This is a genomic window from Agrobacterium sp. RAC06, assembly GCF_001713475.1.
In the GTDB taxonomy this organism is placed as follows: domain Bacteria; phylum Pseudomonadota; class Alphaproteobacteria; order Rhizobiales; family Rhizobiaceae; genus Allorhizobium.
In genome coordinates this window covers 1,722,798-1,745,305 of record NZ_CP016499.1, presented here as the reverse complement: position 1 = coordinate 1,745,305, position 22,508 = coordinate 1,722,798, and the positions used below count along the sequence as shown (strand labels likewise).

Annotated in this window: 20 protein-coding genes and 1 riboswitch; of the genes, 14 read left to right on the top strand and 6 right to left on the bottom strand. The window is 62.3% G+C overall.

The window, feature by feature from the left end:
* The first annotated feature begins 10 nt into the window (after positions 1 to 10).
* Together modB and modC are read left to right on the top strand one after the other, a co-directional pair.
* Positions 11 to 712 carry a molybdate ABC transporter permease subunit gene (gene modB, locus BSY240_RS08525; RefSeq protein WP_069042005.1) on the top strand — a complete coding sequence of 234 codons (702 nt, stop codon included), beginning with the start codon at positions 11 to 13 and terminating at the stop codon, positions 710 to 712.
* A complete protein-coding gene (gene modC, locus BSY240_RS08520; protein WP_069042004.1) occupies positions 712 to 1,797 on the top strand; it encodes a molybdenum ABC transporter ATP-binding protein in 1,086 nt (361 codons plus the stop codon). Before modB ends, modC begins: the two co-directional genes overlap by 1 nt.
* Positions 1,798 to 1,801: 4 nt before the next feature.
* Here modC and BSY240_RS08515 read toward each other — a convergent pair whose 3' ends face one another.
* From BSY240_RS08515 to BSY240_RS08505, 3 genes are read right to left on the bottom strand one after another with little or no spacing between them, the layout of a single operon-like run.
* Positions 1,802 to 2,188, bottom strand: coding sequence for a winged helix-turn-helix domain-containing protein (locus BSY240_RS08515; RefSeq protein ID WP_069042003.1), 387 nt, complete (start codon positions 2,186 to 2,188; stop codon positions 1,802 to 1,804).
* A gap of 4 nt (positions 2,189 to 2,192) precedes the next feature.
* Complete coding sequence (locus tag BSY240_RS08510; RefSeq protein WP_069042002.1) at positions 2,193 to 3,620, bottom strand: FAD-binding oxidoreductase; 1,428 nt, start codon at positions 3,618 to 3,620, stop codon at positions 2,193 to 2,195.
* Between the two features lie 5 nt (positions 3,621 to 3,625).
* Positions 3,626 to 4,618: an L-threonylcarbamoyladenylate synthase gene (locus BSY240_RS08505; protein ID WP_069042001.1), complete on the bottom strand. Its 993-nt coding sequence runs from the start codon at positions 4,616 to 4,618 to the stop codon at positions 3,626 to 3,628.
* Positions 4,619 to 4,835: 217 nt separating this feature from the next.
* Here BSY240_RS08505 and BSY240_RS08500 point away from each other — a divergent pair, with 217 nt between their 5' ends.
* Positions 4,836 to 5,915, top strand: coding sequence for a GGDEF domain-containing protein (locus BSY240_RS08500; protein WP_054148886.1), 1,080 nt, complete (start codon positions 4,836 to 4,838; stop codon positions 5,913 to 5,915).
* A gap of 16 nt (positions 5,916 to 5,931) precedes the next feature.
* On the opposite strand, the gene BSY240_RS08495 is transcribed toward BSY240_RS08500, so the two are convergent.
* Complete coding sequence (locus tag BSY240_RS08495; RefSeq protein WP_054148887.1) at positions 5,932 to 6,537, bottom strand: DUF6656 family protein; 606 nt, start codon at positions 6,535 to 6,537, stop codon at positions 5,932 to 5,934.
* Between the two features lie 303 nt (positions 6,538 to 6,840).
* A riboswitch (cobalamin riboswitch) is annotated at positions 6,841 to 7,043 on the top strand.
* A gap of 103 nt (positions 7,044 to 7,146) precedes the next feature.
* Between BSY240_RS08495 and BSY240_RS08490 the strand changes: the two genes are divergently transcribed.
* The 7 genes from BSY240_RS08490 to minE all read left to right on the top strand — a co-directional run bounded on the left by BSY240_RS08490 (position 7,147) and on the right by minE (position 12,893).
* Positions 7,147 to 8,391 (top strand): aromatic ring-hydroxylating oxygenase subunit alpha, encoded by a 1,245-nt coding sequence (locus BSY240_RS08490; RefSeq protein ID WP_069042000.1) that lies wholly within the window; start codon positions 7,147 to 7,149, stop codon positions 8,389 to 8,391.
* A 2-nt stretch (positions 8,392 to 8,393) separates the two neighbouring features.
* On the top strand, positions 8,394 to 9,479 hold the full coding sequence (locus tag BSY240_RS08485; protein ID WP_069041999.1) for a hybrid-cluster NAD(P)-dependent oxidoreductase: 1,086 nt from the start codon (positions 8,394 to 8,396) through the stop codon (positions 9,477 to 9,479).
* A gap of 226 nt (positions 9,480 to 9,705) precedes the next feature.
* Complete coding sequence (locus BSY240_RS08480) at positions 9,706 to 10,131, top strand: BA14K family protein (RefSeq protein WP_069041998.1); 426 nt, start codon at positions 9,706 to 9,708, stop codon at positions 10,129 to 10,131.
* Positions 10,132 to 10,337: 206 nt separating this feature from the next.
* Positions 10,338 to 10,832, top strand: coding sequence for a BA14K family protein (locus BSY240_RS08475; RefSeq protein ID WP_069041997.1), 495 nt, complete (start codon positions 10,338 to 10,340; stop codon positions 10,830 to 10,832).
* A 188-nt stretch (positions 10,833 to 11,020) separates the two neighbouring features.
* A complete protein-coding gene (gene minC / locus BSY240_RS08470; RefSeq protein ID WP_054148892.1) occupies positions 11,021 to 11,791 on the top strand; it encodes a septum site-determining protein MinC in 771 nt (256 codons plus the stop codon).
* Between the two features lie 29 nt (positions 11,792 to 11,820).
* On the top strand, positions 11,821 to 12,636 hold the full coding sequence (minD, locus tag BSY240_RS08465; protein ID WP_069041996.1) for a septum site-determining protein MinD: 816 nt from the start codon (positions 11,821 to 11,823) through the stop codon (positions 12,634 to 12,636).
* Complete coding sequence (minE, locus tag BSY240_RS08460; protein ID WP_006726700.1) at positions 12,633 to 12,893, top strand: cell division topological specificity factor MinE; 261 nt, start codon at positions 12,633 to 12,635, stop codon at positions 12,891 to 12,893. The genes minD and minE overlap by 4 nt, the downstream gene beginning before the upstream one ends.
* Before the next feature lie 111 nt (positions 12,894 to 13,004).
* Here the strand turns inward: minE and BSY240_RS08455 are convergent, their stop codons facing one another.
* Positions 13,005 to 14,915: a PhoX family protein gene (locus BSY240_RS08455; protein WP_069041995.1), complete on the bottom strand. Its 1,911-nt coding sequence runs from the start codon at positions 14,913 to 14,915 to the stop codon at positions 13,005 to 13,007.
* A 402-nt stretch (positions 14,916 to 15,317) separates the two neighbouring features.
* On the opposite strand from BSY240_RS08455, the gene BSY240_RS08450 reads away from it, so the two are divergent.
* The 4 genes from BSY240_RS08450 (at position 15,318) to BSY240_RS08435 (ending at position 20,813) form a co-directional block, all read left to right on the top strand.
* Complete coding sequence (locus BSY240_RS08450) at positions 15,318 to 17,096, top strand: acyl-CoA dehydrogenase (protein ID WP_069041994.1); 1,779 nt, start codon at positions 15,318 to 15,320, stop codon at positions 17,094 to 17,096.
* Between the two features lie 168 nt (positions 17,097 to 17,264).
* The gene (locus BSY240_RS08445) at positions 17,265 to 18,026 is read left to right on the top strand and encodes a crotonase/enoyl-CoA hydratase family protein (RefSeq protein ID WP_069041993.1); all 762 of its coding nucleotides are present in this window, start codon (positions 17,265 to 17,267) and stop codon (positions 18,024 to 18,026) included.
* A gap of 183 nt (positions 18,027 to 18,209) precedes the next feature.
* Positions 18,210 to 20,300, top strand: coding sequence for a methyl-accepting chemotaxis protein McpU (mcpU, locus tag BSY240_RS08440; protein WP_153761630.1), 2,091 nt, complete (start codon positions 18,210 to 18,212; stop codon positions 20,298 to 20,300).
* Between the two features lie 207 nt (positions 20,301 to 20,507).
* Positions 20,508 to 20,813, top strand: a complete 306-nt coding sequence (locus BSY240_RS08435; RefSeq protein ID WP_069041992.1) for a hypothetical protein — start codon at positions 20,508 to 20,510, stop codon at positions 20,811 to 20,813.
* Here BSY240_RS08435 and BSY240_RS08430 read toward each other — a convergent pair.
* The gene (locus tag BSY240_RS08430) at positions 20,807 to 22,414 is read right to left on the bottom strand and encodes a peroxidase family protein (protein ID WP_069041991.1); all 1,608 of its coding nucleotides are present in this window, start codon (positions 22,412 to 22,414) and stop codon (positions 20,807 to 20,809) included. The two genes, BSY240_RS08435 and BSY240_RS08430, sit on opposite strands and share 7 nt — an antisense overlap.
* Positions 22,415 to 22,508: the final 94 nt, after the last annotated feature.

Sequence of the window (22,508 nt, the reverse complement as noted above, 5' to 3'; positions counted from 1 at the left end):
AGCATCCGGGATGCCACATTTGACCCTGACGGCCGAAGAATGGACCGCGATGCTCTTGAGCCTGAAGGTCGCGGCCGTTGCCGTGACCTTTTCGCTCCCTTTGGGGCTTCTCGTGGCCTGGCTTTTGTCGCGCAAGGAGTTCTGGGGCAAGTCGCTCCTCAACGGCCTTGTGCATCTGCCGCTGATCCTGCCGCCTGTTGTCACTGGCTACCTTCTTCTCATCACCTTTGGCCGCAGAGGCGCCGTCGGCGCCTTCCTGGAAGAGACCTTTGGCCTCGTCTTCTCCTTCAGGTGGACGGGAGCGGCCCTTGCTGCCGCCGTCATGGGTTTCCCGCTGCTGGTGCGTTCGATCCGCCTGTCGCTGGATGCCGTCGATCGCCGGCTGGAGGCTGCCGCTTCCACCCTTGGCGCACCGCCACCTTACGTCTTCTTCACGGTGACCCTGCCGTTGATCCTGCCCGGCATCGCCGCCGGCGTTATCCTTGCCTTCGCCAAATCGATGGGCGAATTCGGCGCGACGATCACGTTCGTCTCCAACATTCCCGGCGAAACCCAGACGCTGGCATCGGCGATCTATACCTATACCCAGGTGCCCGGTGGTGACATCGCCGCCATGCGCCTCACCGTGATCTCGATCGTCCTGTCGCTCGGTGCCCTCATCGCTTCCGAGTTTCTGTCACGCCGCATCGCCGCTCGTGTGGGAGCCGCCTGATGCTGGAGCTGTCGATCCGCCATCGTCAGGGTGATTTCACGCTTGCAGCCGATCTTGCGGTGGGCGAGGGGCTGACAGCCCTGTTCGGCGCTTCCGGCTCCGGTAAGACGACGTTGATCAATATTGTTGCCGGCCTGATCCGACCTCAGGAGGGGCGCATCAGCTTCAACGGCGAGACCTGGAGCGACGCCTCGATCTTCGTGCAGCCACATCGCCGCCGCATCGGCTATGTCTTCCAGGAAGGGCGCCTCTTTCCGCATCTGACGGTCCTGCAGAACCTGTGCTACGGCGAACGCCTGCTTCCGCGCGCCGAACGTCGCGAGGATCTCACCCGCATCACGTCGCTCCTCGGCATCACCGATCTGCTCGCCCGCCGCCCGGCAAATCTCTCCGGCGGCGAAAAGCAGCGCGTGGCCCTTGGCCGTGCGCTGATGGCAAGCCCGAAACTGCTCCTGATGGACGAGCCGCTCTCGGCGCTCGATGGCGCGCTAAAGGCGCAGATCCTGCCCTATATCGAGAGCATCCGCGACGAATTCGGGGTGCCGATCCTCTATGTCAGCCACTCCGTCGAGGAGGTGGCACGGCTGGCGACGGCCGTCGTCACCTTCGACGCCGGCAAAGCGATCGCCGTCGGACGCCCCGATGAGGCGCTCGCGATGGTGGCTAAGGCCTCCGGGGAGCTTCCGGCAGGTAATTTCATCGAAGCCGAGATCACCGGTCTTCACGAGGACGACGGCCTGACAGAAGCGCAGTCGGCCGCCGGCCCGATCCTTCTGCGGCAAACGCCGCTGCCGGTTGGCACCCGTGTCCGCGTTTTCGTTCCCGTCTCCGATATCGTCGTCGCGACCGAGGCAGGCGAGGGGCTTTCGGCGCTCAACCGGCTATCGGGTGAAATCGTCCAGCTTGCCGAGCGCGACGGCGGCAGCGTAACGCTGACCGTCGATTGCCACGGCCAGACTCTCATCGCAGAGGTAACACGGCGCTCGTGCCGCCAACTCGCACTCGCGCCTGGAATGCGCGTGCATCTGCTGTTCAAGACGGTCTCGATTGCCTCGGACGCTCTGTTTCGTCAGGCGCGAGGCTGATGCTTCAGCCGTCGTCGTCGCTCTTGCGGCCGCCGGCGACAAATTCCGCCGCCTGCATGCTTTCAAGCCAGGCGAGATCAGTCTGGATTGCTTTGCGGCTCTCCGCATCCATGCGCCTGCAGGCGCCGATCAGCAACTCGCCGAACGGCGTCAGCCCGGCACCGCCGCCGCTTCTGCCCCCGTGGCGGGTGAAGATCGAAGGCTCCTTGAACATGCGGTTGATCTCGTCCGCCAGCAGCCAGGCCCGCCGATAGGACATGCCCATTGCCGCCCCCGCCGCCCGGATCGAGCCGTGCTCCTCAATCAGCAAAAGCAACTGCGCCTTGCCCGGCCCGAGCCTTGCGCCATTGGAAAGATCGATCCGGAGCGAAAGGCGAGGGGCGCCGCTCATAGGATCAGCCGATCACCTTGCCGGGGTTCATGATGCCTGCCGGGTCGAAGGCCTGCTTGATGCGCCGCATCAGCTCCGTTTCGATCGCCGGCCGGCTGGCCGCCAGTTCGTCACGCTTTAGCTGACCGACGCCATGCTCCGCCGAAATCGAGCCCGTATGCTTGTGAACGACCGCATGCACCACGGCATTGACCTCGCGCCAGCGACCAATGAACTCTGCCTTGTCGGCACCCACAGGCTGGCTGATGTTATAATGGATATTGCCATCGCCGAGATGCCCGAAGGCGCAGATCCGTGCATCCGGCATCAAGGCATGCACGGCGACATCCGCCTCTTTGAGGAAGGCCGGGATGCGGGAGACGGGCACCGAAACATCATGCTTGATCGATCCGCCCTCCGGTCTCTGCGCTTCGGACATGCTCTCGCGCAGGTGCCAGAAGGCATCCTGCTGGGCGAGCGAACTGGCGATCGCTGCATCAGACACGAGACCGGCCTCATGCGCTTCTGCTAAAAGCTCATGCATCATCGTATCTGCGGTCTCGGCCGAATCCGAAGTCGAGATGTCGATGAGCGCATACCAGGGATGGATCGAGGCGAGCGGGTCACGCACGCCGACAATATGCTTGGTGGTGAATTCCACGCCGATGCGTGGCATCAGCTCGAAGCCTGTCAGTGCCGAGCCGCAGCGCTGCGACGCCTTCTCGAACAGGGCAAGGGCTGCCTCCGGTGAAGCGAGGCCCGCATAGGCCACCTGCCGCCCGCGCGGACGCGGCACCATCTTCAAAACGGCGCCGGTGATCACGCCGAGCGTGCCCTCCGCGCCGATGAAGAGATCGCGCAGGTCGTAACCGCTATTGTCCTTCTTCAGGCGCCTTAGACCATCCCAGATCTCGCCCGTCGGCAGCACGACTTCGAGCCCGAGGCAGAGCTGGCGCATATTACCATAGGCAAGCACCGCCGTTCCGCCGGCATTGGTCGCAAGATTGCCGCCGATCCGGCACGAGCCTTCGGAACCCAGCGACAGCGGAAACAGTCGGTCATGCGCCTCTGCCGCCTTCTGCACATCGGCCAGAACAGCCCCGCCATCGGCAACGATCACATCGGCGACGGGATCGACTTCCCGGATCTTGTTCATTCGCTCCAGCGAGAGCAGCACGTCGTGTCCGTCTTCGCGGGGCACTTGCCCTCCGACAAGTCCGGTGCGGCCGCTGACCGGCACGATCGATGTGCCCGTTTCAGAGGCGAGCTTGAGGATGGCTGAAACCTCCTGGGTCGAGCCGGGCTTCAGCACCAGCGGCGAGGCGCCGTGATAAAGCCCCCGGTTCTCCGTCAGATAGGGTTTGATATCAGCAGCCGTGGTCAGCGCATTGGCCTCGCCGACGATATCGACGAAGGCGCGCAGACGGTCCGCAAGGCTCATGGTCACATTCATCTTTGTCATCCCCCCGAGCCACGTGGTGCAGCCGCCCGCATCAGCCGGTCATTGATCGCCTCACCCAGACCCTCGTCAGGGATGGGCGCTACGGCAATGCCCGCAGCCCCGCTTGCATCGGCACGCTTCAGATAATCGAAGAGATTGCTGGCCGCTTCAGCGAGGTCCGCCGTGGGGCTCAGGTTGAAAACGGCATGCGCGGTCGAGGCGCCGGATATGTCGTAGGGACCAAAGGCGATCAAGGCTTCCCGACCGGAGACCTCTGTCGCATTCAGTCGCACGGCAGCATTGGGCGCATAGTGCGAAGCGAGCATGCCCGGCGCCTCGATCGCTGCCGTTCCAGACGTCTTTGGACGCATGACCGACTTGCCCGTTACGGCCTCAATTGCCTCGACGGCGATGCCGCCCGGTCTGAGCAGCCGGATTTCGCCGCCCTCGACTTTCACGATCGTCGATTCCACGCCGACGGGGCAGGGGCCGCCATCGACGATGACCTCGATCTTCTGGCCGAGATCGGCCTCCACATGCCGCGCTGTCGTCGGGCTGATCCGTCCGGAGGAATTGGCGCTCGGTGCTGCAAGCGGCCGGTCGAGACTGCGAATGAGTTCTGCGGTAAAGCCGACAGGCACGCGTATGCCCACGCTATCGAGCCCCGCGGTCGCCAGCGGATGAATGCCGCAATTGTCCTTGAGCGGCAGAACGAGCGTCATCGGCCCCGGCCAGAAGGCCTTCGCCAGTTGCCGTGAGATCGGATCGAAGTCGGCGTAGCGTTCCGCCATCTCGAGATCCGCCATGTGGCAGATCAGCGGATTGAAGCGCGGCCGCCCCTTTGTTTCGTAGATCGACGTGATGGCCGCCGGATGGGTTGCGTCGGCTGCAAGCCCGTAGACGGTCTCGGTGGGGATCGCCACGGGAAGGTGGCGCAGCAGCACCTCGGTCGCCGCCGCAATGGCCTCCGCCTTGTCCTTGTCGGTAGCGATCGGGATGATCCGCGCCATTTTCGAGAGCCTTCCAGTCTGCCTTCGACCGTCCTTATCGCGTGCGGAAGGAGGCGGCAAACCTCTTTTCGGCCGAGCCAGGGGTAGTTTCTACCCTAATTTTTAAAGGGGAGCCCAAATCGTTCGAATTTTAACTACCGGCGTAACTGAAAGAAAGAACTGTTCGCCTATGGTCTGGACTAAGAGACGGGAAAGCCTCATTCGGGGAAGTGGACAGATGCAGCAAGTCAAGAATCCGGCCGCCAGCATTGCGCTTCGTGTCGCGACCGCCATGCATCAGATGGGCATCGACGGTTTGCCGCGCAATTACGAACTGGTTTACGAGGCCTATTCCGGCAGCAATCCGGAACTTGTCCGCGAGTTCATTGCGCTGGGCAAGATAAAGACCCAGGAGGCCCTCGACGAACTCGGCCGCAAATACCTGCCGCACCACCATGAAGACGGGCTGCTGAGCCGCCAAAATGGTCAGGTTCGCGCCGAGATGAGCAATTTCATCAGTCTGCTGAACGAAGAGAAGATTTCGCTCACCGACTACGGCCGCGTCATCGGCCATGCTTCCAAGACCATCCTGACCGAAGCCGATCTCGAAGGTACGCCGCTCGGCCAGTCGATCAAGATGCTGAAGGCCGCGACCGAAAAGCGCGCTCACCAGAACAGCAATGTCGTGCGCGCCGTGGTCGACAAGACCGCAGCCCTTGCCGACCTGCAGCGCGAGGCCGAAGAGGCCGAAGCCGCGAAATTCGTTGATCCGGTCACCCGCCTTGCCAGCCGCCGTGCCTTCAACAAGGCGGTCGCGAAGATCTATGTGAACCCGGAAATGCCGGTACTCTGCGGTGTCGCCATCGGCGAAATCGACGACTATGCGCGCATCCAGGAGCAGATGGGCCCGGCCGTTGCCGAGCGTTTCCTGATGCAGGTCGCCAAGGTGCTGGAAGCCGTCTCCGGCGGTGGCGATCTCGCCTGCCGCTTCGATGCCGGCCGCTTCGGACTGCTGCTTTACACTTCGGACCAGGAAGAGATCAGCCGCGTGGTCGATCTCGTTCGCGCCAAGCTCAAGGCCACCAATTTCGTAGGCTCGTCGACCGGTGCCCGCATGGGCCAGCTAGGCATGTCCTTCGGCATCTGCTTCTCCGAGCAGGCCCCGAACGCCTTCGACTTCACCAACTTCGCCGAAAAGGCGCTCGCCACCTCGAAGGCAGCCGGCGGCGACACCGTGACGATCTACGGTGCAAGCGATTATGTCTCGAAGGACTGGCTGCTCTACAAGAAGAAGCCGGTGGGCGGTTTCGGCGCCTGAGCGTCGAAGTCCACTTTCAAAGTTTTGCGATGATCTTCCTGAGCTCGGCGTCTCGTGCGCCGAGCATCAGTACGTTCCGCAGCGCCTCTTTCGGATCCACTGTCTGGAATAAAAGTCCGTTGTTGCGGAACGAACGGTCGATGGTCATCGCCTTGGCCTCCGCCTCCGGCTTGATCGCCACGGCGAAATACATCCGTCCGTAATTCTGCTTGATCTGCTCGAAGAACACCTCTTCCCCACCGAGTTCGGCAAAGAAATTGGCGATGTAGAAGGCCCATTTGACATCGGCATACTGCGCGAAATTCGTGCGCGCCGCCGTCACGTGACAGTAGCCCAGATGTGGGCTGTTGTTCAGTGTGCGGTGGAAGATGACTTTGGGGAACTTGATCGAACGGTGAAAGCCGTTGATGCGCTCATGCGTCGTCTCGGCCGCCCGCTCCAGCCGCCGCCCGGTCCGCGCCGCAACTTCCTCATAGGAAAGATACCGGCGCTCGTCCGGCAGCCAGTCCTCGCGGCTGCGCGAGATCCGACCGGTTCTCAGGAACTCGGTATGGACTGCCTTTGACGAGGGCGGCGTTTGCGTTTCCGCTTTGGGAGCCGCGTAGTATCTGAGTTTCTGCATCTTGACGCTCTGACGGTACCCGGACTGATTGCTTGAGCTTAACGCAGCATGGTTAATCATGATTTGATGGTATTCTACATCAGCGAGGTTTCGCGAGGCTTGCCGCAGTGCAGTTCCGTGCAACTGCCTCAAATCGCCCGTTTGCGCCATGATTTCAGCGGCCAGAGAAGCGCAGCCGCCGCACCTCCCGGAAAACAATGGGAAATTCCCGAGCTTGCCGCCCTTTATCGTCGCCTGTGGGATGTCGCAAACGATTTGGGCCGTGTCGTTCTGCAATGCAGCGGAGGCCTGCCGCCTGTGATTAGATGCAGGCAAGCTCGAGGTGCTGCCCTGCTAGGGAGGGTGGGAAATCGGGAAGCCGGTCAAAATCCGGCGCTGCCCCCGCAACGGTGGTGGAGAATGCGTTTTGGCAGAAGGCCACTGGGGGTAACCCTGGGAAGGCGCCGACGCGGTCCGCAAATGGACCACTCCTGAGCCCGGAAACCAGCCTTGGCAGACGGACATTTGAGGTTGCGGAGGGCGACCAGAGATAGCCATGCACACCGCCTTCCCAGGGCGACGGCAGGCTGCGCTCTCATCTCCCCCGAGTTTTTGAAACACGAGGACGACATGGATCTGCAGGCCAACGTGCTGCGCCAGCTGAAGAACCGCCGCGAGGGTTTCTCGCTCGAACAGCCATTTTACATCGACCAGGACTACTTCAAACTCGACATGGAGATGATCTGGTATCGCGATTGGCTGTTCATCGGCCATGACTGCGAGATCCCGCGCGCCGGCAACTATTTTACCGCCCAGATCGGCGACTACCCGGTTGTCATCGTCCGCGGCAAGGATCAGGTCATCCGCGCCTTCCACAACACCTGTCGCCATCGCGGCCATCGCGTCTGCACCAAGGACAAGGGCGCAGCTGCCAAGCTCGTCTGCCCCTATCACAACTGGACCTATGACCTCGACGGATCGCTCGTCTTCGCGCGCCAGATGGGTGAGACTTTCGACAAGGCCGAATTCGGCCTGAAGACCGTCCATTGCGAAAGCGTCGGTGGTTACATCTTCGTCTGTCTCGCCAACGAAGCCCCTGATTTCGCGCCGATGCGCGCCTCGATCGAACCCTATCTGCGCCCGCACCGCCTGTGGGAAGCCAAGGTCGCCCACAAGAACACGATCATCGAGAAGGGCAACTGGAAGCTCGTCTGGGAAAACAACCGCGAATGCTACCACTGCGCCGGCAATCACCCGGAGCTCTGCCGCACCTATCCGGAAGCCCCGACCGCAACCGGCGTCCAGGGTGCGGGTGATGACCCGTTCATCTCCAAGCACTGGGCGCGCTGCGAAGCCGCAGACCTCCCGTCCGCCTTCAATATGGACCCGTCGGGCCAGTTCCGCACGGCCCGCATGCCGCTGATAGAAGATGCCGAGAGCTACACCATGTCCGGCAAGCGCGCCGTCAAGAAGCCGCTCTCCGCCGATGTTCCGATCAGCCATATCGGCACCATGCTGCTCTTCCACTATCCGACGACCTGGAACCACATCCTCGGCGACCATGCGATCTCCTTCCGTGTCCTGCCGCTCTCGGCCGAAGAGACGGCCGTCACCACCACCTGGCTGGTCAACAAGGACGCGGTCGAAGGCGTCGATTACGACCTCGAAGAGCTGACCCATGTCTGGAACATGACCAACGACCAGGACCGCTCCATCGTCGAGGAAAACGCGTTTGGCATCCGCTCGCCGGCCTATGAGCCCGGTCCCTATTCCGTAGATCACGAAGGTGGCGTCATGCAGTTCGTCGAGTGGTATTCCAACTTCATGACGGGCCGCCTGCAGGGCGACAAGGCCCGCCTGTCTGCGGTGGCTTGACCATGAACATCGCCGTCACCCAGTATCGCCATGTCGATGAGATGCGCCCCTGGTCCGACCGGGAGCATCTGCTCGAATGCGTCGCCGTCACGCCGGAAGCCGCCGACGTGATGACCTTCACCTTCAAGCCGAACAAGCCGAACCTTTGGTTCCGCTACATGCCGGGCCAGTTCGTCACGCTCGAGATCCCCGTCGGGCCTGAGCCGGTGATGCGCACCTACACGCTCTCCTCCAGCCCCTCGCGGCCCTATACGGTCGCCGTGACGGTCAAGGCGCAGAAGGACTCGATTGGCACGCGCTGGATGTTCGACAACCTGAAGCCCGGCATGGCGCTGAAGGCCTTCGGTCCGCTCGGCGACTTCTCCTATGCCAAGCACCCCGGCAAGAAATACCTTTTCGTTTCCGCCGGCTCCGGCGTGACGCCGATGATGTCGATGACGCGCGACCTCAGCGACCGCGCGCCAGACAGCGACATCACTTTCCTCAACTGCGCGCGCTCGCCTGATGACATCATCTTCCGCTGGGAGCTGGAGGCCAAGGCCCGCGACATGCCGAACTTCCAGCTCGGCTTCATCATCGAGCAGCTCGGCCGCGGCCAGCTCTGGTCGGGCCTGAAGGGTCGCATCGATAAGGCAAAGATCGCCCTTTTGGCGCCTGACTTCCTGGAGCGCACTGTCTTTTGCTGCGGCCCAGCGCCCTTCATGGCGACCGTGCGCGAGGCGCTCGAAGGCGCAGGCTTCGACATGAAACAGTATCACGAGGAAGCCTTCCAGCCGGTGAAGGCGGAGCCCCTGGTGGTCGTCGCCGACCATGGCGATGGCGAACAGGCCACCAAGGTGACCTTTGCCATGTCCGGCAAGGACGGCCTCTGCGCTCCCGGCCATACGGTCCTCCAGGCGGCCCGTGCTGCCGGTGTCCGCATCGGGGCGGCCTGCGAATCCGGCCTTTGCGGCACCTGCAAGGTCATGAAACTCTCGGGCGAAGTCGAGATGGACCACAATGGCGGCATTCTCGATGACGAGATCGATGAAGGTTACATCCTCGCCTGCTGTTCGCGGCCGAAGGGCGACATCGAGATCGAAGCCTAGCAGTCGGCCAAGCCACCAATTGACCTTGAAGATAGGGCGGGTCCGGATGGGGCTCGCCCTTCCGTTTTTCTGCGGGATCTCGCTACCCCTCAACCACTTGCAGCGCATTCCCCAAGGGGTTAGCATCTGCTGATGGAGGCTCACGATCGCTGCATGTGATCGGACTTGGCCTCGGCCATGAGGGCCGGCTGGTCGACGGGTGTCTCCGGGTCAAGGGGGATCACGCATGAAGCTTATCTCTGCTTTCGCCGTTGCATGCCTGGCTTTGGCCGGGTTTATGGCGTCTGGCACCGAAGTCCGCGCCGGCGGCATCGAAGTCCGCATCTATGAGCGCCATACCAGCTACCGTCACTACGAGCGCGTGACCGTCTACTCGCGCCATCACGTCTACCGTGGCCATGGCCATCGCCAACGGCTGCACCGCCCGGGCTATATCTATCACAATGGTCTCTGGATCTCGCCGCGCTCCATGCGAGCCGGCGTGATTGTCGATCGGCCGGTGCCGCGCCGCCACGTCGTTCAGTATAGTGCGGGCATCAACCCGAAGCACTACAGCTGGTGCGCCGAACGCTACCGCTCCTATCACTGGCGCAGCAACAGCTTCCAGCCGTATCACGGGCCGCGCCGGACCTGCCTGTCGCCCTATTACTGAGCCGTTCGGGAACAATTGGCCTTTCCCTCCGTTGACGGGCACTTGTGCGCGAGAACGGTCGCTGGACCGTTGCGCGCGGAACGCGAAGTATGAACACCATGTTAATCCTGAGTTCAGGCTGGCTTCGCTAATTTCTGTCCCAAGGTCGAGGACCGGGCATCATCGCCCGCTTCGGTCGACCGGATAAACATGCAGGGAGAAGCATCATGAAGACTGCATTGAAGACGACCGCCGTGGCAGCACTCGCGTCCATCATGGCGATTACCGGCATGATCCCGGCCCAGGCCCAGGTCATTCGCCCGGTCGCGCCAATCGCGGCAACGACCGATGCCACCACCGTGCAGTATCGAGACCGCTACGAGCGTCGCTTCGACCGACGCGTGGACCGTCGTATTGACCGCCGCATCGATCGCTACGAGCGCGCTCGTTATTACAACGGTCATCGTGGCTATCGTGATCGCCGCGCGGGCTACCGCTACCACAACGGCTACTGGTATCCGCTCGCAGCCTTCGCAGCCGGCGCCATCATCGGCGGTGCGATTGCACAGCCGCGTCCGGCCCCGGTAGCGCCCCGCGCAGCCGGTCTCAACCCGCGCCACTACGACTGGTGCAATGCCCGCTACCGCTCCTACGATAGCCGCTCCAACACCTTCCAGCCGTATAACGGCCCCCGTCAGCAGTGCTATTCGCCCTATTATTGATCGGCAGACCCCTCTGATCCGGCTTCCACAAGGAGCCGGAAAGGGTTAATTTCTAGCCGCCCCGGCCTTTGCCGCGGGCGGTTTTTTCGTAGCCCCGATCCGCCTGTTTCCTAACGGCAAAATCGCCGCGTTAACCATTTGTTAACCAAATCGGCGCTACTCCTTTCATCAACGATTTGTTTACATAGATGACCAAAGTGCTAACCGAACCTCGCTCCATCCGCATCAAGGGTAGATCCTTCCTGGCCGTCGTCCTGACGCCGGATCCGCCATTCGACGACTGGCTCGTCCGGCTCGATGATCTCGCGGCCCGTTCGGCCGGGTTCTTCCTCGGTCGTCCCGTCGTGCTCGACGTGTCCGAGATCGAGATCGACCGTCCACAGCTGAAGGCGCTGATCGCCGAGCTCGCAGCGCGCAACGTCTCGATCATGGGCATCGAGGGCGGTCGTCCTTCGCTGGTCGAGCCGGGCATGCCGCCGCAGCTCAAGGGTGGAAAGCCGGCCGCCGACTACGAGGTGCCGCGCAACGAGGTGGGCGAATCGGAAAAGGCAACCGGTACGGAAGAGGCCGCACGCGAGCATGCAGGGCAGGCAGCCCCTCAGGTCGTGGTGCAGCAAAGTCCGGTTTCGGCCCCATCGATGATCGTGCGCGAGACCATCCGCTCCGGTCAGTCGGTCATCTACACCCAGGGCGATGTCACGGTCATCGGTTCGGTCCAGTCGGGCGCCGAAGTGATCGCCGGAGGCTCCGTCCACATCTACGGTGCGTTGCGCGGCAGAGCGCTCGCCGGATGCGTTGGCAATGCCGACGCAAGGATCTTCTGTCGTAAGTTCGAATCCGAGCTGGTTGCGATCGACGGCGTCTACGCGATGACCGACGATATGGATCCAGAATTGAAGGGGCATCCTGTTCAGCTTTGGCTGGAGGGGGATGCAATCATGACAGAGAGAATGACGTGAACTTGAGCGGGGACAGACAGGAGAACCACATGGGCAAGGTGATAGTCGTGACATCCGGCAAGGGCGGGGTCGGCAAGACGACCTCGACGGCCGCTCTCGGTGCAGCGCTGGCACAGCGCAATGAAAAAGTCGTCGTCGTCGATTTCGACGTAGGCCTTCGCAATCTAGATCTGGTGATGGGCGCCGAGCGCCGCGTCGTCTACGATCTCGTCAATGTCATACAGGGCGACGCCAAGCTGCCGCAGGCGCTGATCCGCGACAAGCGGCTTGAAACCCTGTTCCTGCTGCCGGCCTCGCAGACTCGCGACAAGGATAACCTGACCGCCGAGGGCGTCGAGCAGGTCATCAACGAGCTGAAGAAGTATTTCGACTGGATCATCTGCGACAGCCCCGCCGGTATCGAACGCGGTGCAACGCTTGCCATGCGCCATGCCGACATGGCCGTCGTCGTCACCAATCCGGAAGTCTCCTCGGTACGTGACTCCGACCGCATCATCGGTCTGCTCGATTCCAAGACGCTGAAAGCGGAGCGCGGCGAGCGCATGGAGAAGCATCTACTGCTGACCCGCTACGACGCCAATCGCGCCCAGCGTGGCGACATGCTGAAGGTCGATGACGTGCTCGAGATCCTTTCGATCCCGCTGCTCGGCATCATCCCGGAAAGCATGGACGTGCTACGCGCCTCCAACATCGGCGCTCCGGTAACGCTCGCCGATGCCCGCAGCGCGCCTGCCATGGCCTATTTCGACGCCGCCCGTCGTCTGGCCGGCGAAAACGTTCCGATCACCATCCCTGGCGAGAAGCGTGGTCTCCTCGACAAGATCTTCGCGCGGAGGGCCGCATGAGCATTTTCTCTCTGTTCCGCAAACAGCGGTCCGCACCGATGGCGCGGGAACGCCTGCAGGTTCTGCTCGCCCATGAGCGCGCCTCGCTCGAAAGTGATCTGGTGGCCATCCTGCGCGAGGAAATCCTTGCCGTGATCGCCAAGCATGTCGAATTCGACCGCGACAAGGTGCAGATCAAGATGGACCGTGACGAAGACGTCTCGATCCTCGAGATCGACGTCGAGATCCCGCGCAACGCCCAGCGCCTCGCCGCCTGATCGACCAGGTCGTCACGAATGAGAAAGGCCGCCGCCGGTATCCCGGTCGGCGGCCTTCTTCGTTTGGGTGGAAGGGCAGGGCAGATCACATCCGCCCTGCCGACCGAACCATCAGCCCACCAGAGCGTTGTCGTCGCGCTTGATCGCCACGATCGTCGAGCGCGGCAGCTTGCCTTCGCCATCCGGGAAGGGCGCGTCGGGATGCTGGATGCCGGCAAACATGGTGCGCTTGTCGGCCGACCAGGTGAGGCCCGTGACTTCCGAACCCTTCGGGCCGGTCATGAAACGCTCGATGCGGCCGGTGACCGGGTCGCCAGCAAGCATCTGGTTGTTGCCCTGGCCAGCGAAATCGCCTTCGTTCGAATCCTCGCCGTCGGTCTGGATCCAGACGAGACCGGTCGAATCGAACATCATGCCGTCAGGCGAGTTGAACATGTTGCCTTCGTTGATGTTCGACGAGCCGGCATAGGCGCCGTCCTTGTGCACGGCCGGATTGCCGGCCATCGCGAAGAGATCCCAGCTGAAGGCGGAATCCGTGTGGTCGTCATTGGCCGGATACCAGCGGACGATCTGGCCGTATTCGTTCTTCTCACGCGGATTGGCCGCGTTGATGGCCATCTCGTCGCCGCCGGCATTGGTGCGCAGCTTGCCGTCCTTGACTTCGCCGCGACGGCTGTTGTTGGTGAGGCAGCAATAGGCTTCGACCGCAACCGGATTGACCGCAACCCATTCCGGACGGTCCATGGTGGTGGCACCAACCTTGGAAGCAGCCTGGCGCGTGAAGACAGCGATTTCGTCGGCCTTCATGCCGGTGGTCTCTTCGGTGAGAGCCAGCCACTCGCCGGTACCTTCGTCGGAGAACTTGGCAACGTAAAGCGTGCCTTCATCAAGCAGCTTGGAGGTGTCGCCACCCGGGACATAGATCCCGTTGGAGACGAATTTGTAGAGGAACTCGCCACGCTCGTCGTCGCCCATATAGACGACCACGCGACCATCGCGTGCAATCACGACGGCGGCGTTCTCATGCTTGATGCGGCCAAGTGCTGTACGCTTGATCGGCGTCGAGGAGGCGTCAGACGGATCGATTTCGACGATATAGCCGGCGCGGCGCGGTTCGTTCGGGTTCTTTGAAACGTCGAAGCGCTCGTCGAACTTCTCGTAGCCATAGCGGGTCTCGGCGACGATGCCGTAGCGCTTAAAGTCCTCAGGCATTTTGAACTCGGCATTGGTGGAGCCGAAGTAGCCGTTGAAGTTCTCTTCGCAGGTGAGGTAGGTGCCCCAAGGCGTCTTGCCAGCGCCGCAGTTGTTGAAGGTCCCGAGACAGTCGACACCAGCGGGATCGGCAGCCGTCTTGACGAGCTCGGAGCCGGCAGCCGGACCCGAAAGCTTCATCGGCGTGTTGTGGTGGATGCGGCGGTTGAACTTGCTGTCGACGACGATCGCCCAGCCATTTTCGCCTTCGGCCACTTCCATGACGGTGACGCCCTGCATGTTCTGCAGGATCTTCACGTCGTCGAGCGACTGCGGCATGCCTTCCGGCGCGTGCGGCAGGTTGGTTTCGTTGTTGACGTATTCGTGGTTGACCGCGATCACCTGGGCGTTGCCGATGGCGAACAGCTCCATGCCGTCGGTGTTCTCACCGAAGACCTTGTCGGAATTCTCTAGCGACACACCCTTCATCGGATCGATGTCGGAAGCCGTGGAGAACAGGGGCTCACCCCAACGGGCGAGGGGCTTCCAGTTGTAGCCTTCCGGCACATGGATGGTGTTGTCGGTCGCAATGTCGATCGGCTTGAAAGCAAAGCGCGAGGCGGCTTCCTGCGCCTGAGCCGAGGTCGAGCTCATCAGGTTGCCGACGGAGCCCATGGCTACGGCAGCCGAACCCATGGCCAGCACGCCGAGGAAACCACGGCGCGAGATCGCGCGTTCGACGACGCGGTCGAAGTCGGTCACAGCCGGCGGCGGATTGTGCAGCTCGTCCCACTCGTCCCAGGACAGATGGTTGGTGTTGGTGTCGGTCATGGCAGAGCCTCCTTTTGGATGAAGTCTACTCTCCGACTAGTCAGGACAGATAACAGGGATGTGACGAAATCGGGGCAGTCCGGTAGTTGTGAAGGTGCTGATTTAGGCATTCCAGCGAAGGTCCTGCCGGTCGCCGCTTTAAGTCATTGGTGCATCTTGGCTTTGATCCGAAAACTGCCGTTCTCTCCAGAAGCGAGACGTCCGACCGCTCACGCATCTTTGTTTCGGCGGAATCTTCACCTCGACTTTCACCTGCGTGGCGCCGGGAACGAGGCCTCCTGTCGCATGCAAAAGATTTGACGTTTACGTAAAAATCAATTAGCCAGAAGTGAGAGTGAGCCGCGCCTCCTGGGTGGGAGACTGGGCGTGGCATGAAGCATACGCCAGATGGAGGAGCACGTCATGTACAAGGCGCCCGTAGAAGAGATCGCGTTCACCCTGAAGCATGTCGCTGGCCTCACCAAGGCCATCGAAGACGGCAAGCTCGGTGAGCTGAGCGACGACCTCGTTGATGCCATCCTCTCCGAAGCCGGCCGCTTTGCCAGTGACGAAGTCGCCCCGCTTGCCGAAATTGGCGACAAGCAGGGCGCCCGCATGGTTGACGGCAAGGTCATCGTTCCCGATGGCTGGGACAATCTCTACCGCGCCTGGGCAGAAGGCGGCTGGAACTCGCTGACGGCGTCCGAAGATTTCGGCGGGCAGGGCCTTCCCCATATGCTGAATGTTGCTGCGCTGGAAATGTGGAATTCCGGCTCCATGGGCTTCGCACTTGGCCCGACGCTGACCATGGGTGCGGTCGACGCTGTCACCGCCCACGGCTCCGAGGAACTGAAGGCGAAGTATCTGCCGAAGATGGTCTCCGGCGAATGGACAGGCACCATGAACCTGACCGAGCCGCATGCCGGTTCGGATCTTGGCGTCATGAAGTCCCGCGCCGAACGCCGCGATGACGGCACCTACCGCATCTTCGGCCAGAAGATCTACATCACCTGGGGCGAACACGAGATCACCGAGAACATCATCCATCTGGTGCTCGCCCGTCTCCCCGATGCGCCGGCCGGTACGCGCGGCATCTCGCTCTTCCTCGTGCCCAAGTATCTCGTCAACGACGATGGCTCTATCGGCGCCCGAAACGACCTTCATTGCCATTCGCTGGAGCACAAGGTGGGCATCCACGGCTCGCCGACCTGCACGATGATCTACGGCGACGGCAAGTATGGCGATGAAGCCGGCGCAATCGGCTGGCTGATCGGCGAGGAGAACAAGGGTCTCGCCTGCATGTTCACGATGATGAACAATGCCCGCCTCGCCGTCGGCATGCAGGGCGTCGCTATCTGCGAAGCCGCCACCCAGAAGGCCGTTCAGTATGCCAAGGACCGCACGCAAGGGAAGGCTCCTGGCTGGACGGGGCAGGGCATGTCGCCGATCATCGAGCACCCTGATGTCGCCCGCATGCTGGTGACGATGAAGGCGCTGACCCAAGGCTCGCGCGCCATCTGCTATGTCTGCGCCCACGCCACCGATATGAGCCACCACGCTGACGGCGATGAGGCCCGCCACTGGGCCGAGCGCGCAGCCCTCTTGACCCCGATTGCCAAGTCCTTCGCCACCGACGCCGGTGTCGATGTCGCCTCGCTCGGCATCCAGACCCATGGCGGCATGGGCTTCATCGAAGAAACGGGTGCCGCCCGTTTCTGGCGCGACAGCCGCATCGCCCCGATCTACGAGGGCACCAACGGCATCCAGGCTGCCGACCTCGTCACCCGCAAGCTGCCGCTGTCGAACGGCAACCATATCAGGGGCTACATCACCGAGCTGAAGCAGGTGGTCAATGCCGTGCGCGCCTCGAATCTCGAAGGCTTCGGTGACACCGCCGCCCGCCTCGACGCGAGCCTGTCGGATCTCGAAGACACCACCGAATGGCTGCTCTCGCAGATGGCCGCAGGCAACACGTCGGCAGCGCTCGCAGGGGCGACACCCTACCAGCGTCTCTTTGGCCTCGCATTGACCGGCGTCTACCTCGCCAAGGGCGCACTTGCCGACGAGGACCACGGCCGCGACAACCGCCTGGCGCTCTGCCGCTTCGCCGCCGAGAACCTGATCGCCGAGACGGCGGCTCTCAAGGATCGCGTCGTCAATGGTGCGGCGAGCCTAGAAGCGGCACGGGCATTGTTCGCATAAGACGCTGGCCCCGCGTCCTCTTCTCCCCAGCGGGGAGAAGGTGGCCGAAGGCCTCAGCGCAATACTTTGCGCTTGAGATGAGGGGGAGGCGAAGCCTCACAAGACCCCCTCATCGCCTCGCATTCGCTCGGCACTTCTCCCCGCTGGGGAGAAGAGAAGGAGAACCCCATGACCGACCACATTGAGATCACCCGCCCAGAAGCCCATCCCGGCGTCCTCGTCCTGCGCTTCAACCGCCCGGACAAGAAGAACGCGATCACGCAAGCCATGTACGAGAAGCTGACCGCAGGCCTGCTGGAGGGCGAGCAGGACGACACGATCCGTGCCATCGTCTTCCTCGGCACCGAAGGCTGTTTCTCCGCCGGCAATGACATGGCCGATTTCTTGGGCTTCGCCATGGCCGGCGCCGTCGGCGAGCCAGCAGCCTTCGGCCTTCTCAAGGTCCTGACCGAAGTCACCAAGCCGCTCGTCTCTGGCGTCGATGGCCTGGCAATCGGCATCGGCACGACGCTGCACATGCATTGCGACCTGACGGTTGCCTCCGATCGCAGCCTGTTCAAGACCCCCTTCGTCGATCTGGCGCTCGTGCCCGAAGCCGCCTCCAGCCTGATCGCGCCACGCGTCATGGGCCACCAGCGCGCGTTTGCCATGCTCGCTGCAAGCGAAGGCTTCTCGGCCGAACAGGCGCGCGAGGCTGGTCTCATCTGGAAGGTGGTCTCACCCGATCAGGTCGAGACAGAGACCCTGAAGATCGCGTCCTCGCTCGCGTCCAAGCCGCCGGCCGCGATGAAGATCGCACGCGCCCTGGTCAAGGGCAGTGCCGACGAGGTCCGCACCCGTATGCAGGAAGAGCTCGTTCACTTCGTTGCGCAGCTGAAGAGCGCCGAAGCCCGCGCCGCCTTCGAAGCCTTCATGAAGGGACGCGGATGAAAGGCTCGTACGCAGGGCTTACGAGTCCTTTCGGTTCTTCTTAATTACCCATTAAATCCTGCAGGCTAAACATGGATAGGCGGCGATCTTGCCGTCTCCTCACCATGATGGTGTCGTGAGCACACAATGCCCCATGACGCCCTCGCGCCAAAGTTGCGCGAAGAGTTTTTGCAGGACCGTATCGTGAAGACCAGTTCCAACCTGATGACCAAGATCCTGGTGGTCGCCTCCCTCGTGGTGGTCGCTGCCCTTTCCGGTTTCTCCTTCTACATAGACAGCCTCCAGCGCAACGCTACGAGTGCGGCCGTCAAGAGTGAGATCGATAGCTCCGGTCTCCAGGCTTCGCAGAGCATCGCCAACTGGCTGAGCGCCCGCGTCATGCTGACCGAACTCGCCGGCAATGCCGCCGCCAAGGCGCCCGATGCGGCCGCCATCATCGCGGCTTTCGACAACCCGGTCCTGATCCGCGAATTCATGTCGACCTATGTCGGCGACGAGCAGGGCGTCTTTACCAGCGTTCCCAACCAGCCGCTGCCGGAGGGTTACGATCCGCGCAAGCGTCCCTGGTACCAGGATGCCGTCAAGGCCGACAAGATGGTCCTGACAGACCCCTATGCCGACGCTTCGACCGGCAATCTGATCATCAGCGCCGCCATTCCCGTCAAGAAGGACGGCAAGCTCTATGGCGTGGCGGCTTCCGACTTCTCGCTGACCTCGCTCGTCAACATGGTCAACTCGGTCGACATGGGCGGCAAGGGTTCGGCCTTCCTCGTCAAGCAGGACGGCACGATCCTCGTTCATCGCGATGGCAACCTCGTCACCAAGACGTTGAAGGATGCCTTCCCGAACCAGACACCCACTGTTGGCTCCGGCATCACCGAAACCACCTTCGCCGATGCCAATGTTCTCGTCTCCTTCCTGCCGATCAAGGGCCTGCCGCGGGAAGACTGGTATCTCGGCGTGCAGATCGACCGCGATCTCGCTTTCGCAGCGATCGGCGAGTTCCGCACCGCAGCCGCGGTTGCCACCCTCGTCGGCGTGGTCGCCATGATCGGCATCCTGGCAGCGCTCCTGTCGCGCCTCGTTGTTCGCCCCGTTGTCGATATGACTGGCGTCATGGGCAAGCTCGCCGGTGGTGATGTCTCGGCTGAAATTCCGGGCACTGCGCGCAAGGACGAAATCGGCCAGATGGCCGCAGCCGTCGCCGTCTTCCGCGACAACATCATCGAGCGCGGACGCCTCGCCCGCGAAGCGGACGAGACCCGCTCGATGACCGAACAGGAACGCCGCGAGCGCGAAACCGCAAGGGCCCGCGAGGCAGAGCAGGTCTCGTTTGCCGTGCATTCGCTGGCCGATGGCCTCGGCCGCCTCGCCAATGGCGACCTGGTCTCGCGCATCGAGACCCCGTTCGCCGGTGATCTCGACCGCCTGCGCGTCGACTTCAATGCCTCCGTCGAGAAGCTGCATGACGCGCTCGCCACTGTCGGCCGCAATGCCCGCGCTATCGACGGTGGTGCTGCCGAAATCCGCTCCTCTGCCGACAACCTCGCCCGCCGCACCGAGCAGCAGGCCGCCTCGGTCGAAGAAACGGCAGCAGCACTTGAGGAAATCACCACCACGGTCAAGGACAGCGCCCGCCGTGCCGAGGAAGTCGGCCAGCTGGTGACCCGCGCGCGTGCCGGTGCCGAAAAGTCCGGCGAGATCGTCGAAAAGGCCGTCGGTGCCATGCAGGGCATCGAGAAGTCTTCGGGCGAGATCTCCAACATCATCGGTGTCATCGACGAGATCGCCTTCCAGACCAACCTGTTGGCGCTGAATGCCGGTGTCGAGGCCGCACGCGCTGGTGAAGCCGGCAAGGGCTTTGCCGTTGTTGCTCAGGAAGTCCGCGAACTTGCCCAGCGATCCGCGAATGCTGCCAAGGAGATCAAGGCCCTGATCAGCGCCTCCGGCGACCAGGTCAAGGTCGGCGTCGATCTGGTCAACGAGACCGGCAAGGCGCTCGACGTGATCGTTCGCGAGGTCCAGGAGATCAATGGCCACGTCAACGCCATCGTGACCGCCTCGCGCGAACAATCGACCGGCCTGCAGGAGATCAACACGGCTGTTAACACCATGGACCAGGGCACCCAGCAGAACGCCGCCATGGTCGAGGAACAGACGGCAGCCAGCCACGGCCTTGCTCAGGAAGCGGCGGCGCTGACGGCTCTGCTCAACCAGTTCCGTATCGACGAACGCTCGGCAGGCGCATCGTCTGGCCAGCGTCGCGCCGCCTGATCGGGCGATCGATAATCTACAGAATGAAACGGCGCCCCTGCGGCGCCGTTTCTCGTTACTGGGTGCGAGGGTTCAGCCTGTATTCAGTGTTTGGCTCTAATCTCTGCAACCACAGTGGTCCTAGGCCGTTCGGGTCTTGTCCGGAACGGTCCGCGGGTCGTCGTCATTTGCAAAAGTCCAGCTGTCACCAGTCTTGCCGAGGTTCTCATGTTGCGTTTGTTCTGTGTCGCACTCAGCCTGCTTGTCATCGCCGCGCCGGCTTCAGCCGAAGCGGCAGCAAGCTCGTCGCTCCCCTTTGTCCTGGTCAATGATACCAGCGGCGCGATCAGCGAAAGCCAGAATACCCCGCGTCAGAACCGGCCGGTCCGCCCGCAGCGCTATATCTGTGTTGTCGACCAGTCCGGTAGCGTCGGCGGTGGTGGGCAGGTGTCCTGCCCGGCCAATCCCGGCCGCGTCGGTGGACGCTGCCGTTGCGCGAATGTTACGGGCTCCGGCACGCTTTTGACCTACTGAGCGGGCTTTTCCTCGGGCACCACCCCGACGCCGTTGCCAACCGGATTGATATCATCGACGAAGGTGATCAGATCCGCCATGGTGAAATGCCCTGGCGTCTTTGCCGGCAGGTGCGGCGTCCAGTTGGATTTCTGCCAGAGGAAGGAATTCTGATCGCCGTGCACAAGGCCGAGGAACGTCTCCGCAACAATAGTTGATCCAACCGGTCCGAGCCTCAATCCCTCATGAAGCTGCTCGGCTTCCTTCAGGATGTAGTACCAAAGCGGTGTCGCCTTGTGAAAGCCGTTTCGCGCCGCAGCCTCGCCGTCTCTACCCCCGGAAAGCTGCTTTTCGCTGAGTGGCTCGAAGCCCATGGCGCGTGCGACATCCTGGCCCGATGGCAGGCCGATCTGCGAACCGCGTCTGAGATTTCGAAACGGCAGGACGAACTCCCGCGCAGCCACTGTGCTCATGTCTTCGGGATGATCGGGAAGTGTATGCAGGGCGGGCACGATCAGCGGGTCAAGCCGGCGGGCATGATTGAGCGTGAAGTTTTCTTCGAGAGGGGTTTCAAGATCGAAAAAGCGGCGCCAGTCGATCGCCCAGTTGGACGGCAGCGTGCGATGCGGTCCAAGCGGCGATGGTGGAGGCGGCTTAGGCGCGAGGTCCCCCACGATCAGACCGGATTTGCCCGTGAAGTTGAACATGAGTTCGAGTGTGCCGTCGGCAAGGCCGCCGGGACGAAAAACGGCGTTGTGGCTGTAGTTTTCCCGGACCATGGAATGCCCAAGACGATAGGCGGCAGCTGCGAACTCGGCCGGCATGTAAGGCCGGCTGCGGAAGCGATAGAAGCGCCGGCCCTCATGTTTGATCTTGCGGATCAACCCTGGCTCGGTCAGGCGTTCGACGAAATCGAAGAGCACGATCCATTGATAGTGCCAGGTCACGATCCGTCGCGCTTCCTTAAACAGCTCTGGGTCCTTGAGGCCGGTCGTCGTCTTCTTGAGATGATCCACCACCGCATTGTGGAACTTCAGCATCAGCAGGTGAAACTGCGCCACCAGCAGGTTCTCGTCATTGCGCTCGTCAAAGATCAGTGCGCGGCCATGGGCATTGCGCGGTAGGTCGTTGTCGAGCTCTGGGATCTTCCGGGGCGGTTCCTCTTCCGGTCGGGGAAGTGCGTCGGAAATCTGCGCCTTGCCGATCAGAAATTTCGGCCCCGGTGGGGCGCGGAGACTCTCCTTGGCATAGAGATACGTGTGCAGGCCCGGCCCGTCGCCGTAGAGGGAGTCGAGGTCCAGCGCCGGCGTGCGGAAGTTCTCTGTCGCCAGCGGATCGGCGCGCTGCTTGTCGAGCGGGGTCGTGTCGAGCGTAATGTCGTGGTCGACGAACTGACCAAGATAGGTATATCCGGCCGGCAGTTTCGGATGGTCGCCCGTGTCGACATTGTTATCCCGCATGGCCTCTGCGAGATCGAAAAGCGCGTCATCCTCTGCATGCAGTGGCCGAAGCCGCGGAAACATTTTGCCGAATTTTCCGGGATCGGCATTGCCGGCCAGGGCCAGCAGGGATTCACGGCTCATGCCACGAACGCCATGTCCGTGGGCTGCGACTTCAGACATCGTCATTCCCCCTCTGATCACGTCATTTTCTCGATGATGTGATCAGAGATGATTATCGGGGGTGGCGCAAGAAATCGAATGCAGCTATAAGCTG

Excerpts from the sequence above, each read along its gene's own strand:
- BSY240_RS08435 (WP_069041992.1), top strand. The coding sequence starts at position 20,508 with ATGTTGCGTTTGTTCTGTGTCGCACTCAGCCTGCTTGTCATCGCCGCG.
- BSY240_RS08430 (WP_069041991.1), bottom strand. The coding sequence starts at position 22,414 with ATGTCTGAAGTCGCAGCCCACGGACATGGCGTTCGTGGCATGAGCCGT.
- BSY240_RS08455 (WP_069041995.1), bottom strand. The coding sequence starts at position 14,915 with ATGACCGACACCAACACCAACCATCTGTCCTGGGACGAGTGGGACGAG.
- BSY240_RS08450 (WP_069041994.1), top strand. The coding sequence starts at position 15,318 with ATGTACAAGGCGCCCGTAGAAGAGATCGCGTTCACCCTGAAGCATGTC.
- minE (WP_006726700.1), top strand. The coding sequence starts at position 12,633 with ATGAGCATTTTCTCTCTGTTCCGCAAACAGCGGTCCGCACCGATGGCG.
- BSY240_RS08480 (WP_069041998.1), top strand. The coding sequence starts at position 9,706 with ATGAAGCTTATCTCTGCTTTCGCCGTTGCATGCCTGGCTTTGGCCGGG.
- minD (WP_069041996.1), top strand. The coding sequence starts at position 11,821 with ATGGGCAAGGTGATAGTCGTGACATCCGGCAAGGGCGGGGTCGGCAAG.
- BSY240_RS08510 (WP_069042002.1), bottom strand. The coding sequence starts at position 3,620 with ATGAATGTGACCATGAGCCTTGCGGACCGTCTGCGCGCCTTCGTCGAT.
- modC (WP_069042004.1), top strand. The coding sequence starts at position 712 with ATGCTGGAGCTGTCGATCCGCCATCGTCAGGGTGATTTCACGCTTGCA.
- BSY240_RS08445 (WP_069041993.1), top strand. The coding sequence starts at position 17,265 with ATGACCGACCACATTGAGATCACCCGCCCAGAAGCCCATCCCGGCGTC.
- minC (WP_054148892.1), top strand. The coding sequence starts at position 11,021 with ATGACCAAAGTGCTAACCGAACCTCGCTCCATCCGCATCAAGGGTAGA.
- BSY240_RS08485 (WP_069041999.1), top strand. The coding sequence starts at position 8,394 with ATGAACATCGCCGTCACCCAGTATCGCCATGTCGATGAGATGCGCCCC.
- modB (WP_069042005.1), top strand. The coding sequence starts at position 11 with ATGCCACATTTGACCCTGACGGCCGAAGAATGGACCGCGATGCTCTTG.
- BSY240_RS08505 (WP_069042001.1), bottom strand. The coding sequence starts at position 4,618 with ATGGCGCGGATCATCCCGATCGCTACCGACAAGGACAAGGCGGAGGCC.
- BSY240_RS08500 (WP_054148886.1), top strand. The coding sequence starts at position 4,836 with ATGCAGCAAGTCAAGAATCCGGCCGCCAGCATTGCGCTTCGTGTCGCG.
- BSY240_RS08515 (WP_069042003.1), bottom strand. The coding sequence starts at position 2,188 with ATGAGCGGCGCCCCTCGCCTTTCGCTCCGGATCGATCTTTCCAATGGC.
- BSY240_RS08475 (WP_069041997.1), top strand. The coding sequence starts at position 10,338 with ATGAAGACTGCATTGAAGACGACCGCCGTGGCAGCACTCGCGTCCATC.
- BSY240_RS08495 (WP_054148887.1), bottom strand. The coding sequence starts at position 6,537 with ATGCAGAAACTCAGATACTACGCGGCTCCCAAAGCGGAAACGCAAACG.
- BSY240_RS08490 (WP_069042000.1), top strand. The coding sequence starts at position 7,147 with ATGGATCTGCAGGCCAACGTGCTGCGCCAGCTGAAGAACCGCCGCGAG.